The organism is Propionispira arboris (genome assembly GCF_900109225.1).
GTDB lineage: Bacteria > Bacillota > Negativicutes > Selenomonadales > Selenomonadaceae > Propionispira > Propionispira arboris.
Genome location: NZ_FNZK01000012.1, coordinates 119,456 through 134,609 on the forward strand (window position 1 = coordinate 119,456; position 15,154 = coordinate 134,609).

Annotated in this window: 11 protein-coding genes and 1 pseudogene; 9 read left to right on the forward strand and 3 right to left on the reverse strand. The window is 37.4% G+C overall.

What is annotated here, in order from left to right; all coding sequences use genetic code 11:
• Window positions 1–42 precede the first annotated feature (42 nt).
• The 3 genes and pseudogenes from mutS (at window position 43) to BMY14_RS12585 (ending at window position 5,332) form a co-directional block, all read left to right on the forward strand.
• Window positions 43–2,657 (forward strand): annotated as a pseudogene (mutS, locus tag BMY14_RS12575) (DNA mismatch repair protein MutS).
• Window positions 2,654–4,525, forward strand: coding sequence for a DNA mismatch repair endonuclease MutL (gene mutL, locus BMY14_RS12580; protein WP_091832331.1), 1,872 nt, complete (start codon window positions 2,654–2,656; stop codon window positions 4,523–4,525). Before mutS ends, mutL begins: the two are co-directional and overlap by 4 nt.
• Window positions 4,526–4,528: 3 nt before the next feature.
• Window positions 4,529–5,332, forward strand: coding sequence for a class I SAM-dependent methyltransferase (locus tag BMY14_RS12585; protein ID WP_091832334.1), 804 nt, complete (start codon window positions 4,529–4,531; stop codon window positions 5,330–5,332).
• Window positions 5,333–5,693: 361 nt separating this feature from the next.
• Here the strand turns inward: BMY14_RS12585 and BMY14_RS12590 are convergent, their stop codons facing one another.
• Both BMY14_RS12590 and mscL read right to left on the reverse strand, forming a co-directional pair.
• Window positions 5,694–6,806: a [Fe-Fe] hydrogenase large subunit C-terminal domain-containing protein gene (locus tag BMY14_RS12590; protein ID WP_091832337.1), complete on the reverse strand. Its 1,113-nt coding sequence runs from the start codon at window positions 6,804–6,806 to the stop codon at window positions 5,694–5,696.
• Between the two features lie 29 nt (window positions 6,807–6,835).
• On the reverse strand, window positions 6,836–7,288 hold the full coding sequence (gene mscL, locus BMY14_RS12595) for a large-conductance mechanosensitive channel protein MscL (protein WP_091832339.1): 453 nt from the start codon (window positions 7,286–7,288) through the stop codon (window positions 6,836–6,838).
• A 309-nt stretch (window positions 7,289–7,597) separates the two neighbouring features.
• On the opposite strand from mscL, the gene BMY14_RS12600 reads away from it, so the two are divergent.
• The 4 genes from BMY14_RS12600 to BMY14_RS12620 all read left to right on the forward strand — a co-directional run bounded on the left by BMY14_RS12600 (window position 7,598) and on the right by BMY14_RS12620 (window position 12,127).
• The gene (locus tag BMY14_RS12600) at window positions 7,598–8,704 is read left to right on the forward strand and encodes an FUSC family protein (RefSeq protein ID WP_091832342.1); all 1,107 of its coding nucleotides are present in this window, start codon (window positions 7,598–7,600) and stop codon (window positions 8,702–8,704) included.
• Between the two features lie 462 nt (window positions 8,705–9,166).
• Window positions 9,167–10,033 (forward strand): CsgG/HfaB family protein, encoded by an 867-nt coding sequence (locus BMY14_RS12610; protein ID WP_091832348.1) that lies wholly within the window; start codon window positions 9,167–9,169, stop codon window positions 10,031–10,033.
• 73 nt (window positions 10,034–10,106) lie between these two features.
• Window positions 10,107–11,228 (forward strand): serpin family protein, encoded by a 1,122-nt coding sequence (locus BMY14_RS12615; RefSeq protein ID WP_091832351.1) that lies wholly within the window; start codon window positions 10,107–10,109, stop codon window positions 11,226–11,228.
• A gap of 29 nt (window positions 11,229–11,257) precedes the next feature.
• Window positions 11,258–12,127, forward strand: a complete 870-nt coding sequence (locus BMY14_RS12620) for an LPP20 family lipoprotein (protein ID WP_177177585.1) — start codon at window positions 11,258–11,260, stop codon at window positions 12,125–12,127.
• Window positions 12,128–12,249: 122 nt separating this feature from the next.
• Here BMY14_RS12620 and BMY14_RS12625 read toward each other — a convergent pair whose 3' ends face one another.
• Entirely contained in the window at window positions 12,250–12,723 is a 474-nt protein-coding gene (locus tag BMY14_RS12625; RefSeq protein WP_091832357.1) for a helix-turn-helix domain-containing protein, read from the reverse strand.
• A 324-nt stretch (window positions 12,724–13,047) separates the two neighbouring features.
• Between BMY14_RS12625 and BMY14_RS12630 the strand changes: the two genes are divergently transcribed.
• Together BMY14_RS12630 and BMY14_RS12635 are read left to right on the forward strand one after the other, a co-directional pair.
• Window positions 13,048–13,623 (forward strand): nitroreductase family protein, encoded by a 576-nt coding sequence (locus tag BMY14_RS12630; protein WP_091832360.1) that lies wholly within the window; start codon window positions 13,048–13,050, stop codon window positions 13,621–13,623.
• Window positions 13,624–13,904: 281 nt separating this feature from the next.
• Window positions 13,905–15,077, forward strand: coding sequence for an ISL3 family transposase (locus BMY14_RS12635; RefSeq protein WP_091829731.1), 1,173 nt, complete (start codon window positions 13,905–13,907; stop codon window positions 15,075–15,077).
• Window positions 15,078–15,154 lie beyond the last annotated feature (77 nt).

A 15,154-nucleotide genomic window follows, 5' to 3' on the forward strand; every position in this document is an offset into this window, starting at 1 on the left:
TTACAGAAAAATTGTCCTCAGAACTTAAACAGGAGGCATTTTATGGCGACTTTAACACCAATGATGCAGCAGTATCGCGAAACAAAAAGTCGTCACCCTAATGAAATTTTATTTTTTAGGTTAGGCGATTTTTATGAAATGTTTTTTGAAGATGCGAAACTTGCATCACGAGAATTAGAGATAACATTAACTGGCCGTGATGCCGGGATGGCAGAACGCATTCCAATGTGCGGAATTCCGTATCATGCGGCTGAAACGTATATTACAAAGCTGATTAACAAGGGTTATAAAGTGGCTATCTGTGAACAGATTGGTGATCCAAAAGCCAAAGGCCTTGTTAAACGGGATGTAGTTAAAATTATTACACCAGGAACCGTTTTGTCCGAATCTGTGCTTACCGATTCGAAAAATAATTATATTGCATTGCTTTATGAAAAAGAGGAACAGATTGCCCTAGCTGGGGCGGATATATCAACTGGTGAATGTTTTTATGGGCTTTATCAAGGTCCTGACCGTAAACAAATGCTCTTTGATGAACTTTATCGTTTGATGATGCCAGAAATTATTATTGTTGGGGCATTTTCGTATCAGGCTGAATTGAAAGAATTTGTTGATTTGCGGCTTACCAGTTGTACATTTACGATACTTGATCAAGCAACCAAAGCTGTGGAAGATCTCATTGTACAGCATTTCGACAGCCATAATCGACCAATCATCGATATAGCAAAAGCAGCGGTAGCAACCTTGCTTGCTTATTTGCATGATACGGTGAAAACAGATTTGACGCATTTAAACAAATTAAGTTATTTAGATGCCTCAGAAAATTTGGTAGTGGATACCTATACGCTGCGTAATCTGGAAATTACCCGTAATCTGCGCGATGGCGGAAAGAAAGATACACTGCTGGCTGTCCTTGATTTTACCCAGACGGCTATGGGCAGTCGTCTGCTAAAAAAATGGCTGGAATACCCATTGCTTAATATTGTAAAAATAAATGATCGACTTGATGCTGTGACCGAATTGCTCGAAGGCTTTGCGATGCGGAATACACTGACGGAGCGCCTGCGTGATATTTATGACTTTGAGCGTTTGCTTACCAGAATTGAAGTCGGAACAGCAAATGCCAGGGATTTGATTTCGCTAAAGGTTTCGCTGGCATCTTTGCCAGGAATTAAAAATGAACTGGAAACTGCCAAGTCAAAACTGCTAAATGCTTGTTATAATTCGATTGAGTTATATGATGAAGTTGTGGATTTGCTGACACGGGCAATTGTTGATGAACCAGGGATTTCTCTACGTGATGGCGGTCTGATTAAGGATGGCTATAATGCAGAACTCGATGAATACCGATTGATTTCGCGGGATAGTAAAAAACTTTTACAGGATATGGAAGAACGTGAAAAAGAAACGACAGGAATCAAATCCCTAAAAATCGGTTACAATAAGGTTTTTGGTTACTATATCGAAGTTCGTCATAGTGGCACGGATTCGGTACCAGCGCATTTTATTCGCAAACAGACGTTAGCAAATGCAGAGCGTTATATTACACCGGAGCTGAAAGAGTTTGAAACAAAAATTTTAGGTGCTCAGGAAAAAATCGTGAATATTGAATATCAACTCTTCACGGTTGTTCGTGAACAGATCAAAGCAAAACTCAGCAGTATTCAACAAACGGCACATCGAATTGCTATTGTTGATACGCTAGTAAGCCTTGCTGAGGCTGCCAGCCAATATAATTATACGCGCCCGAATTTGACGAACAATGGAGAAATTGTTATTAAAGATGGTCGTCATCCCTTGGTAGAGCGTATTTTGACACGGGATTTATTTGTGCCAAATGATACAAATTTGAATCATCATGATAGCGAAATTATCGTGATTACTGGACCGAATATGGCTGGTAAATCAACGTATATGCGTCAAACAGCACTCTTAACGCTTATGGCACAAATGGGAAGCTTCCTGCCAGCGCGGGAGGCCTATATTTCACCAGTGGATCGTATCTTTACGCGGATCGGGGCCAGTGATGATCTCGTAAGCGGCCAGAGTACATTTATGGTTGAAATGAATGAGGTAGCACAAATATTAAAATATGCGACAAAAAACAGCCTGGTGATTCTCGATGAAATTGGTCGCGGTACGAGTACATTTGATGGTATGAGCATTGCCCGGGCTGTGATTGAACATATGCGTGATAAGATTGGGGCAAAAACATTATTTGCGACACATTATCATGAACTTACTGATTTAGAAGAATCAGATAATCGCATTAAAAATTACTGTGTTGCTGTGAAAGAACGTGGCAGCCAAGTTGTATTTTTGCGTCGTATTGTGGCAGGCAGTGCCGATAAGTCTTATGGTATCCATGTGGCAAAACTCGCGGGACTACCGAAAAATGTAACGGAGGGGCGAAAAAGATTCTTGAAGAATTGGAATCGCAGCATACAGCAGAGCAGTTACAGATCAAACCATTGCAAGATGATGCTATCGTAACAGAGCAGGCTTTGACTAATGAAGGTCCAATGGATTCACTTTTTTCTTCATCGCTTAGTGCCGATATATTAGCCCTGGATATTATGACAATGACACCTTTGGAGGCAATGAATGAGCTATATAAATTGCAAAAACAGGCAAAAGGTGAGGCTGGTAAAAAATGAGTATCATACATGTTTTAGATGAAAGCACCATTAATAAAATTGCTGCAGGGGAAGTTGTCGAGCGCCCGGCATCGGTTGTTAAGGAATTAGTCGAAAACTCGATTGATGCCGGCAGCAATAAAGTGGAAGTTGAAATTATGGCTGGTGGTACAAGCTTTATGCGCGTTACGGATAATGGGCGCGGTATGAGTACGGAAGATGCCAAGTTAGCTATTTTACGTCATGCAACAAGCAAAATTCAGGAAGTAAGTGATTTGAACACCATTAATACACTGGGGTTTCGCGGTGAAGCCTTGCCGACCATTGCATCCGTTTCGCGCTTTTCGTTAATGACACGGCAACGGGACAGTGAATTTGGCACATTGGTGGAAATCAAGGGTGGTAAAGTAGAGGACTTGCGTGAAGCTGGCTGCAATATTGGAACCACCATTAAAGTAGAAGATTTATTTTTTAATACACCTGCTCGCAAAAAATTCATGAAGACGCCAGTGACAGAAGGCTCAAAAATTAATGATTTCATCATAAAACTGGCATTGTCTAATCCAGAAATTTCCTTTAAATTTATTAATAATAATAAATTGGTTTTGTCTACACCGGGTAATGGGTCACAATATGATGTGATTCAAAGTATTTACGGCGCTAAAGTCAGCGAGGAACTTTTGGGTGTGGAATTTGAAGATATAGATATTAAAATTACTGGCTTTTTGACAAAACCGTCGATGATTCGCAGCAGCCGGACTTGGCAGACCTTTATTGTTAATGGGCGTATCATATCTAGTCGATCCATTGGAAAAGCAATTGACAATGCATATCATTCACTTTTGCCGAAATCAGGTTATCCTTTAGCCGTACTTAAAATTGAAGTGCCGCAAAATACGATTGATGTCAACGTGCATCCGCAGAAAAGTGAAATGAAATTTGAAGATGAAGGACGTATCTTTAAAGCAGTTTACAAGTCTGTACTTGATGCGATCCGTCCGGCTGGACAGTCTTTAGACTTTGTTGCTGCACCTGTGGCGAACCCCGAACGGCACTATACGATAGAACCTATGCATTTTGCTGTTCCACATCAAACGGCTGTTACAGCCTATAATCCTCTGGTACCGCCATCGCCAATCGTACGAGAAAATACGGTGAGTTTTTCGCAGGCGCAAGCAATTTTAAATGCATCGCTGCCTAAGTCAGAAGACTTGTCACAGGATAATCGGCAAGGTGAGTCTTTGTCGGTTTCTGCAAAAATGCCAGAAATAATGGAAAGTGCAGGACATGCGGCAACGGATTTACCGCAAATCATTTATGAAGGAACCCTTACGCCCATGGGGCAGGTGGATAACTGCTATATTGTAGCGCAAGATCCGAAGGGTCTCTATATTGTTGACCAGCATGCAGCACATGAACGCATTCTTTATGATCGTTTTGCCGCACTGGCGGATAAGATTCCATCACAGCAATTATTAGTTCATCTTTTACTTGATTTTGATGACAAAGAATGTACATTGATTTTGGATAACCAAGAGCTCTTTCAAAGTTTAGGGTTTGATATGGATGCGAGTGGACCTGAGCAGATGCGTTTAAAAGAAATTCCTTCTGATATACCAGTTGGTGAGGCGGAGGCCATCATTCGTGAAATTTTAGAATCACTGCAAAATATGCATAACCTGACAGCACAGGAAATTCGCCATGCTTGTCTGGCTACAACAGCTTGTCGGGCGGCTATTAAAGCCGGTGATACACTAAATATAAGGCAAATGCAAATTATATTGGATGAACTTACCAATACAACCCTTCCCTATACGTGTCCACATGGCAGACCGACGATTATTAAGTTTGGTGCTGCTGAACTTGCCAAAATGTTTAAAAGGACATAGTCGATGCAGTCGATACAATGTATTGTGACGACAGGTCACAAATATAATGCAATGGTAGTGCAAACTGCAAAACAAAAAGCAGCCGAATTGAATCTTTTATTTATTGCCCGGGAAAATTTATCAATTGAGAGTATTCAAACGACTTACCAGACCCCGTTTGTTTTAGTTGTTAAGAAAACAGGGCTTGTTTTAGCTACGCCGGAAGGTGACTTTTTTTTCCATCCGAATATGGCCCAGCTTCGATTGAAAAATTTGCTCAAGGGGCAGAAGGATAATATGATTGAGGCTATGCAGTTGAAAGCCGGAATGGAAGTTCTTGACTGCACATTGGGGATGGCTTCCGATGCAATTATCGCAAGCTTTGTTGTTGGAGTAAGGGGGCGAGTTGTTGGTCTTGAAGCCAAGGTACTTATGGCGGCAGTTGTTCAGGATGGTCTGAAAAATTTTTCAACGCTAGAACCACTCGGTTTACAGGCGGCTATGAAACGGATTGAGGTCATCCAGCAAGAATATGGAAACTATTTAAAATTGCTGCCAGATAAAAGTTTTGATGTTGTTTACTTTGATCCGATGTTTCGTCATCCCCTTAAAGAAAGTTTGCATCTATTGCCTTTACGTGCCCTTGCTGATCATCGTGCTGTTACGATAGAGGCAATCAACGAAGCCAGGCGAGTGGCAAGACAATGTGTGGTCGTGAAAGAAAATAGTCGAAGTCTTGAATTTGTGCGTTTGGGCGCAAACAGGGTTGTTGGCGGGAAATACAGCCATGTTCATTATGGTATCATTGACATAAAACCAAATTCGTAATTTGGAAAACTAAAAAACGGACGAAACAAGCATTTCAGGCTTGTTTCGTCCGTTTTTATGTATGTTTTATAATAAAAAGCCTGCACTGGTGGCAGCCAATGCAGGTAAGGATTGAGAAATATTTATTACATATATTATACCATGTGTATGTGAGGGGACGCAATGGGAATTTTTCGTTCCTGTTATAAAATTTTAAACAAAAAAAGATCGTATAGAAAGGCATCTATACGATCAAGAGTGTAGAAACAATCAATTAGTCAACTGCACGATGACTTAATTCATATTATAACTCAATTATATGGAAAAAAGAAGAAGAATTAAAAAATAATCAGTGTATAAGTTCTTTACACGCAAATTATATTTAAAATTTGCGTGTAAAGAATTCATTATCACTCATGAGGCTTTCGAGTGTTGTAAAATTGAGGCGGTATAACAACTCTAATACATAAGGATTATCCAGAGGTGTTTCATAGATAGCTTTATCTCCATATTGATTTACTTTGTCGCGTGCTTTATCTGGCTCAAGTAATGATTTTGGTCCCCCCACACAACCGCCTATGCAGCCCATACCTTCAAAAAAGTTTGCTTGTGTTTTTCCTTCAATTAAATCCGTAATCATTTTCTTACAATCTGGGACACCGTCAGCTTGCTGGGAACGTATTGCAATATGGCGGTTTGGACTAAGCCGAGCTAATGTTGATTTTACGGCTTCACTAACACCGCCAGTTCGAGCATAAATTCGACCAGCTTTTGAAGAAAACTCTTTTACATTATCTTCCATTTGCGTGAGATTTACATGTAAGAGTTTAAATAACTCTTTTGTTTCTTGAAATGTTAATACATAATCAACAGCCCCGGCAATATCTTTTTCTCGTGCTTCCGCTTTTTTTGCCATACACGGACCGACAAAAACAGTAAGTGCATCTGGATGCAGTATCTTGACGGTTCGCCCGGCTGCAATCATGGGAGATACAGTTGCTGGCACATGCGGCATTAAATCGGTATATAATTTTTTGATCATAGCAATCCACATAGGGCAGCAGCAGCTTGTCAACTGATAATCATTGTTTGAATGGATATTATGGTCAAATTCCAAGGCTTCGCGTAGTGTAAGAATATCAGCAAAAACAGCAACTTCGAGCAGTCCGTTGAAGCCGATTTTCTTAAAAGCGGTACGGATCATTCCAGGTGATACCTGGTCACTAAATTGTCCTAAAAAGGCTGGTGCAATCAAAATAAAAGCACGTTTTCCTTTATGGCTGGCTAAAGCATTTAAAACAGCCAAGGTGTCTTTGGTGATTGTGGTGCCCGATAAAGGTATTCCTGCTGGTGTAAGGATATCACTCAATTCCCAGGTTATAGGATATTCCTTTGGTTCAAACAGACAATTTAATTGACTTGGATCATACGTAAAATCTTCTTTCCCCGTAGATTCTTTTAATGCTTTTTGATACAGCTCCTTAATTGTAAGCATGGTTTTTTCTCCATTTCTATAAAAATCTTTTAGGGACTATTTTGTTTTTTGTTTAACGATGAGGTACAATGCGGACAACGTGTCGCCAAATCATGAATTTCTGAAAAGCAATAAGGACACTTTCGAGTATTCGGCAGCGGTTCTTCTTTTTTGGCTGCAAAACGATTAATTTGTTTAATCATAATAAAAATAGCAAATGAAACAATTAAAAAATCAATAATTGTATTTAGAAACAAGCCATAGGCAATCACTGGCACGTTAGCTGCTTGTGCTTCGGCGATGGTTTGTACTTTTTCCCCAGAAAGGTTGATGAATAAATTTGAAAAATCGACTTTACCGACCAATAAACCAAGTGGCGGCATCAAAATATTTGAGACAAATGAAGAGACAATTTTATTAAAAGCGGCACCGATAATAATCCCGATTGCCATATCTAAAACGTTGCCACGCATGATAAATTTCTTAAATTCATCGATAAACATAGAGATAGAACCACTCCTTATACGATAACATTTCATATATGTTAATACGGTTCATCATTTTTTGATGAGACTTTCTTTAATATTTCTCTAAAGTGTAGATAATATCCTGCTGTTAAAATATAAAGACACTGTAAAACCTCTTAATATGAGGACGTCAGATATCTAAATAGAAATGCTTGATACGAATCTTGTGTTTTGATTGAATAATGACGAGACAGGGAGTATAATTAAAAATGATTTGTTTTTTTTACTGAATTTGCAAAGTTACGTTACTGTTTAGCGCATAGGTTTTATAGGAGGAGTTTTTTTATGGTGTATGATGTGAACCACATCTTACGACGATTAGGTATTACTTTAGAAGTTTTTAAAATAGCATTAGCGGCAGGTTTATCCTGGTTTGTTGCTTCCAGTGTAACAGAAAATCCATACCCGATTTTTGCACCTTTAGCGGCGATTTTAACAACGCAGGTGACAATCGCTGATTCCGTAGAAAAAGGTGTATATCGGATATTAGGTGTTATTGTTGGTGTAACGATTGGTGGTTCATTCAGTTCTTTTTTTATTGTCAATGCGTGGAGCATTTTTTGCATTATAGGGTTGGGAATTGCCGTGGGCAGAGTTTTTCATTTGCATCCACAGATTATTTCGCAGATTGGTGTAAGCACTCTTTTGGTACTCGAGTATGGGCATAGTCAGGGCTATATGATTGGGCGCATTGAAGAAACCATCATTGGTGCTATGGTTGCTGTTTTCTTGAATATTATTTTGAGCCCAGCGGAGTCATCCAGTTTTTTAGCTAAAAAAGCAGTTATGCAATCTATATTGTGCTTAACTAGTAATTTAGAACGTTTGTGGAAGGCTGAAACAAAAGAAGATTTAGCTGCTGGATTATATGAGGCCCGGAATGCAGTTCAGCAAATTCGTAAAGAACATTTTATGATTATTCAAGTTACGCAAAGTTTTCGTTATACGCCGTTTCGTCGGCAAGAACGTGACAAAATGGTTGACTTTTCTTTTGTCATGAATCGGCTTGAACATATCAGCCTTCAAGTGAGAGGGATTTCCCGGAGCTTGCTTGATTTAGCCGAATTGGATATCGAATGGAAGCAGTTTCAGCAAGTCGTCCATGATGTCCAGCTTTGTTTAACTGTTTTTGCCCGGACGATTGATGGTGAAAATAAAGCTTTGTTAAATGATGCACTGCTGATGGCAGTGAGAGAAACAAGGGTTAATTTTTCGGGATACTTCCTGTCAATTCAAAATGCAACACAGTTTCCTATCCCGGAAATTGGGGCTATCTTTTCGGATTTAGGGCGTATTTTAGATGAAATTGAAGACAAATTTCCGGATTTGAATAAAAAAGATGTCCTGTTTCGTAATCAACTTTTGAAAATTGGCGGTAATGATCCTACGTAGTCTTTGTGATAAATCTGAATTGTTATCATACTAATTATAAAAAATATAGGAAATATTACTTATTGGATCTAAATAAATATGATTTGGCTTATCCTGTATTTTAAATACGTTTATGTATTTAATGGATATTTAAAATATTCTAGATATGGTTATAAAAAGAGCTCACAGGATGAGCTCTTTTTATTTTTGTTAAATATATATTTTTTTTTAATTTCAGAAAAGTTTTATCAAAAAAACCAGACTAAAGGTTCATTTATTCTTAAAAAAGCAAAGAATACTAAAAAAGACTTTACTTTTTTTGAAATTATTGTAATATATAAGTTGAATTAAGTAATATTAATTGAACTAAAAAACAATAATTGCATTAAATAATATTAATATATATATACTTCAGATGATCATATATTTCTAAGATTGTTTGGATAAATAATAAATCAAACTAAATAAAGAAGGGTAATACAAATGAAAAAAATTCTAGAAAACAAACAAATTGTGGGATTGCTGTTTTTTATAGGGTTTTTATTTCTTTTTACAACAATTGGTTATGCAGCACAACCAAAATCAGTTGGTGTTCTTACCTTTAAAAACCTTTCGGGACAACGTGGACTGGAACAGCTCATAACGGATTCTCTCGTAGCAGAATTATCGAAAAATTCCAAGCTAAATGTCATTGACCGTGATGATTTAACGGCAATTCTCAATGAACAAGGCCTTAGTCGTATGGGGCTTCTAGCAAAGGACAATGCGGCACAGCTAGGCCGGATCAGTGGAATCAATTATATCGTAACAGGTAGTATTTCTGATTCGCATATTACAGATCAGTCGAATGTTGCAGCAGATAAAGCAAAAATCAATATAATTGTATTTTGGAAAATCCTTGATACGACTTCGGGGAGTGTTGTCTTTGCTGATACGACAAACGGAATTGTCAATAAAGTACGTGGTAAAGATAAGAAAGGTAAAAAAATCTGGAAAGTAGAGTTTAGCGAATATACGAAAACGGCGAAAGCTGTGTCCCAAAAAATTAGTGATATTTTAGATAAGAATCTAAATGAATCGCCAATTCCGGTACATATAGCAAGCATTGACGGTAATATTGTATATATTGATGCTGGATCAAATAAGCAGGTTGTACCTGGACAGGTTTTTACGGTATATAAAGATGGTAAAGCAGTTTGTAATCCTAAGACAGGAGAGGTCTTAGGTGTACAACATAAGCTGGTCTGTCAGATTACAATAACCAGTGTAGAAAACAAAATGTCCATAGGTACAGTTACTAGCGGGGATATAGGGAATTTAAAAATTGGTGATAGTGCAGCTAGTCAATAGGGATTTAGCATTGCATTAGATAAAGGAATTTTATGTACAAGGAGGTGTAGATTAGAAAAAGGCTGGTGCAAAAATGATAATATGGCTCCATGGTAAAAAAATTTACTGCATTTTATGTACAATTTTTTTCTTAGCGCTGCATGCACAGGTATATGCATTAGAGTATATTGCAGAAGGAACTGGACCAACCCGTAAAGCAGCAATACAAGATTCTTTTCGCAATGCATTAGAAAATGTTGCGGGTATGACAATTGACAGCAGTACACATGTTAATAATACCAGAGTGACACATGACCAGATTTATACGCATTCCAATGGTTTTATAAGAAGTTATCAAGTATTGCAAACGCTCAATGATGGTGATCAATATATGGTGAAAACAAAAGTAGTCATTGACATGGAACCTAATGCAAAACTTATGTCCGGATTTGACAAAGTCAAAGCAATTCATGTTGGCATCAATGATCCTCGGATTGGGATTGTTGTATTGAATCAAAATAATGCGATGAAGGTCTCTGATGTAGCCGTGGAAACGGCAATTGCTTCCGTACTAAATCAATCAGGTTTTTCTCATATTATTAATATGAATCAATTAAACCCAACGAAAACTAAACGCTTTAAAATTGCTGCAGCGAAGAGTGATTTTAATACCATTGGTCTTTTGGGAACGCAGGAACAACTAGACTATATCGTAACTGGAAGTATAAGGGCAAATGATATTGATATTAAGTTTGATACACAAGTGCCAATGAAGGCGAATGATGCTACACTTACTATTAATACGACAAAGTGTGATACAGGTGAAGCAATCCAATTTGGCACATATCAGGAAACCAATATTGATATCACACAAAAAATAGCTGCTGATAATGCGAAATATAAAACTGGAGAGAAAGCAGGGCATGATATCGCCAACAAACTATTAAATTATGCAGCGAGTACTTCGAAAAATTATACGATATATGTTCATAATATAAAAGATCAAAATAGTCTTTCATTGTTAAAAGATTATTTGACCGATATATCTGGTGTACAGGATGTTTACATTAGAGAATTTAGAAATAATGCAGCTGTTATTGATCTTAGTTTTACAGGGGATAATCAAACACTCGCATCCTATGTAACAGAAGATACAGAGCAGCCATCACAAATTATGAAAATAACCAATAGTACAATTGATTTAAATATGCAATAATAATTTTATTTTAAAGGATGCGATTTTTTATGAAAAAGCTATATATACTTTTGTTTTCATTGATTTTATCGACTACGTGTTTCGCTTCGGATATTAATTGGAACAGTAATACAATTACAGCAATTGGAATCGGTTCAGCACCCGCTTCCGTTACTGCAGGACAAGGCGATGCACTTGCGCGGCGTGCGGCAATCGTAGATGCGTACCGTAATTTAGCGGGGATTGTCTATGGGGTAGAGCTCGAGAATCATACGACAGTTCAACAATTAGCAGTAAAAAAAGATACGATTAAAACGGCAATATCTGGTGCTATTAACAATGCTCGAATTACAGATGAAGAGCAGCTTGATAACGGTAATTACCAGGTTACACTTTGTATGCCAATTTTTGGTCAGAGAAACAGTTTAGCATCTGCCCTTTGGCAAGATAAGGTTGCTATGCCAGATTTTGCAAGTCAAAGTGATCCGGTTGCTCCAACGACCACTGTGCCTGCAGTTACGGAAACTCCTGTTGTGCCAGCAGCAGGAGTTACTCCCGCAGCAACAGCACCAACGGTAATGCCAGCTGGTGCTATTACGGGTGTTGTGATTGATTGCCGGGGCCTTGGACTGGAACGGGCAATGGCACCAAATATTCTTGATAATTCTGGTAGAACAATTTATAATTCTAAAAACGTAGACGATAGTGCTATTATCAAGAATGGTTTGGCTAGTTATTCTAAGTCGGATTCTCCATCTAATATTGATTATGCCGGAGCTAATCCTTTAATTGTGAAAGCAGTTTCTTTAATGGATTTCAATAGGAACCCTGTTGTTTCTAAAGAGGACGGCGATAAAATATTAGCGGCAAACCAAAACTATGCTTTCTTGAAAAAATGTGCAGTTGTCTTTATTGAATAACTTCACACTAAGCGTGTATTAACAAGATACAAGAAAAGCTATTGGCAATGCCAATAGCTTGAACTTGTTTTATTTCTTCAGATCTAAAATGATTTTCCTCAATGATTTTAGAAAAAAAGATATTATTTGATTTGATTGGCTGGGGCAAGTACATAAGTTGGGCGAACGTAAATGAAACCAAGTCGTTCTAACATTCCGGTAATTCCCCGAATAGAATAGGTATAGTCGTATTTTCGTTTGATATATTCAGCAATCAAGTTGGCTGTCCATGGTAAATTTGTTACAAGACCAACATCAGATGGCATATTGTTTAAAATGACTTGCTTTAGTTCGTTGAGTTGTTGTGGCGTTAGTCTGGAGGGCCGTCCTGGAATTGATTTATCGGGAATCACGGCAAGACCACCTTTTTTATAAGCTCTGTGAATATTACAAACGGTGATATCGGTAAGTCCAATGAGGCTGGAAACCTCTTTGCAGGTTTTGCCCGAAAGAAACAAATAAAGGGCTTGGTATCTTTTATAAACTCGCGGCATTTCTTCTTTTTCCATAGCGAATTTAATAGTCGCTAATTCTTCAGGGGTTGCTCTTATTTTCATGGTCTTGTCATCCTTGTCTAATAAATTAACGCATCCTTGGTTAACTTAAATTATTACATTCATTATTTATATCGGCAAATTACACTAAAAACTTAACTTAAATTCTGCATTTTGTGGATACAGTAAAATGATCCTGGTGGAAAATTATCGGAGAATGAATAGAAAATCTGCATAACAGTATAAAAAATTTAAATTCTTATCAATGAAAAGAGCTGAGTACAATAAATAGTGTTTGAGATCGTATTTATTGTGAATACAGCTTTAAAAGTTTAGCAAAACATCAACTAAATGCTAGCCTGATAAAAGGTACTGTGGAGGGCACATATGAATTATACAACAAAATCCATCATAAATCATAGATCTATTTGGAATTATTTAAAAAAAGAAGTACCCGTGGAAATGGTTGACTCCATTATTGAAGCTGCAATGGCAATGCCGACACCCCGAGCTGGTCAGGAGCTATCCGTCCTTGTTATTAAAGATGATGCAATGAAGTTGTTTTTGGCATCTTTGTCTGGTGATAATAACTGGCTGGCGCAGGCACCTTTGTTTTTGATGTTTGTGGTTGATGTATCTAAATCTGCGAATCTTAGCATTAAAGAAGATATGGCTGAAATCAGAAATGAGGATTTAACACAAATAATGCATGGAACTTTTGAATGCGGTATGGCAATGGGCGCAGCTGTTGTGGCAGCGGAATCAATGGGGCTTGGTGTAGTGCCGATGGAATCTCTTATTATGCATCCTGAGGCCGCTAAGTTACTTAATTTAGCAAAGTTTACATTTCTCGGTGCTGGACTTGTCGTAGGCTATCCTGCTGGTCAAACAAAACAAAAGCCAAGAGTTCCTCTTAATGCATTTATACAAAATGAAACATATCAGATGAATGCTGTGGAATAAAAACTGTGATTTTACAAAAACTATAATAACAGTCTCCAAAAGAGCCGTAATATCGGCTCTTTTATTTATGATAAAACCAATTTTTTTTATAGAAAACAATAAACAAAAGTTCAGCTTAATATTTACAAATGTTCAAAAAAGGGTTCTATAATAAATGTTGGGGTAAGCAAAAAACAAATTGCTTATTCCAACATATTTTTTTGCATAAAAATAGAGCATAAAGTGAATAACTCATTTACAATTAAAGTTACCACAACACTAACCGAAAGGGGTTATCACTTATGCTCAATATTCAGTTTACTACACTTTTCTTAGACTTGGAAGACCTTTCTATTATAAATGTTACAGAAAATTCACTGACGGTTCAATTGCCACGTAAACTCCATATATGCCCATCCTGTGGGCAGCAGACGCAAAAAGTTCATGATTATCGCCTTCAAAAAATAAAACATCTTCCTTTATTACATAAAACTTATGATTTATTCCTGCGCAAACGACGCTATGTCTGTCCGCATTGCTCAAAACGTTTTTTTGAAGACAATCCTTTTCTTTTGAAATATCAACGAATGACGACGTTGCTAAAACAATTTATTATTTCTCAATTTGCACAAGTAAAGTCTGCTTCTGCGATTGCTAAAGACACCAACGTTTCTGTTACGACAGCATTACGTCTTTTCGATCATGTCGACTATCCAAAACCACAGCTGCCAGAAGTATTGTCTATTGATGAATTCAAAGGAAACGCAGATGGAGAGGAATTTCAATGCTTGCTTGTAAATCCGAAGGATAAAAGACCCTTAGACATATTAGAAAACAGAAAAACGGATGACCTGTGCAAATATTTTGCGTCTTTTCCCATAGAGCAGCGAGCCCATGTAAAATATGTAGTTATGGATTTAAGCAGTTTATTTCGCTCTGTAATTAAAAGTAGTTTCCCGAATGCTAAGATTATTGCTGATAAATTCCATACATGCAGGCTTGCGAATTGGGCATTAGAAAGTGTTCGCAAAGAAGTCCAAAAAGAGTTTTCGGACTACCGTCGGAAATATTTTAAAAAGAGCCGGTTCCTCTTATTGAAGAGGCATAAAAATTTAAAACGAGATGAAGATAAAGAACAATTGGCCAATATGCTGGCTGTATCTGAAAAATTAAGTCAGGCCTATCGTTTAAAAGAATTATTTTATGAAGTAATGGACAGCACGGATAGTGTAGAATATGTAAAACGATTTAAACAGTGGCAAGAAAACGTTATGAGATATGATATAAAACAATTCAACAAATTAATGAAGACAGTGATCGAATGGAAAAATGAAATTATTGCAGCAATTTCAACGGGTTATAGCAATGGATATATAGAAGGATGTAACAATCGAACAAAGGTACTCAAACGGACTTGTTATGGCATACAAAAATTTAAACGAATGAGAAATCGGATACTTTATATGGCTGCATAAAAATAGAAAATAGCGAGGAGAAATCCCCTCGCTAAAAATTCACTTTATGTTTTTACCCCAACACTTGACAAAGAACC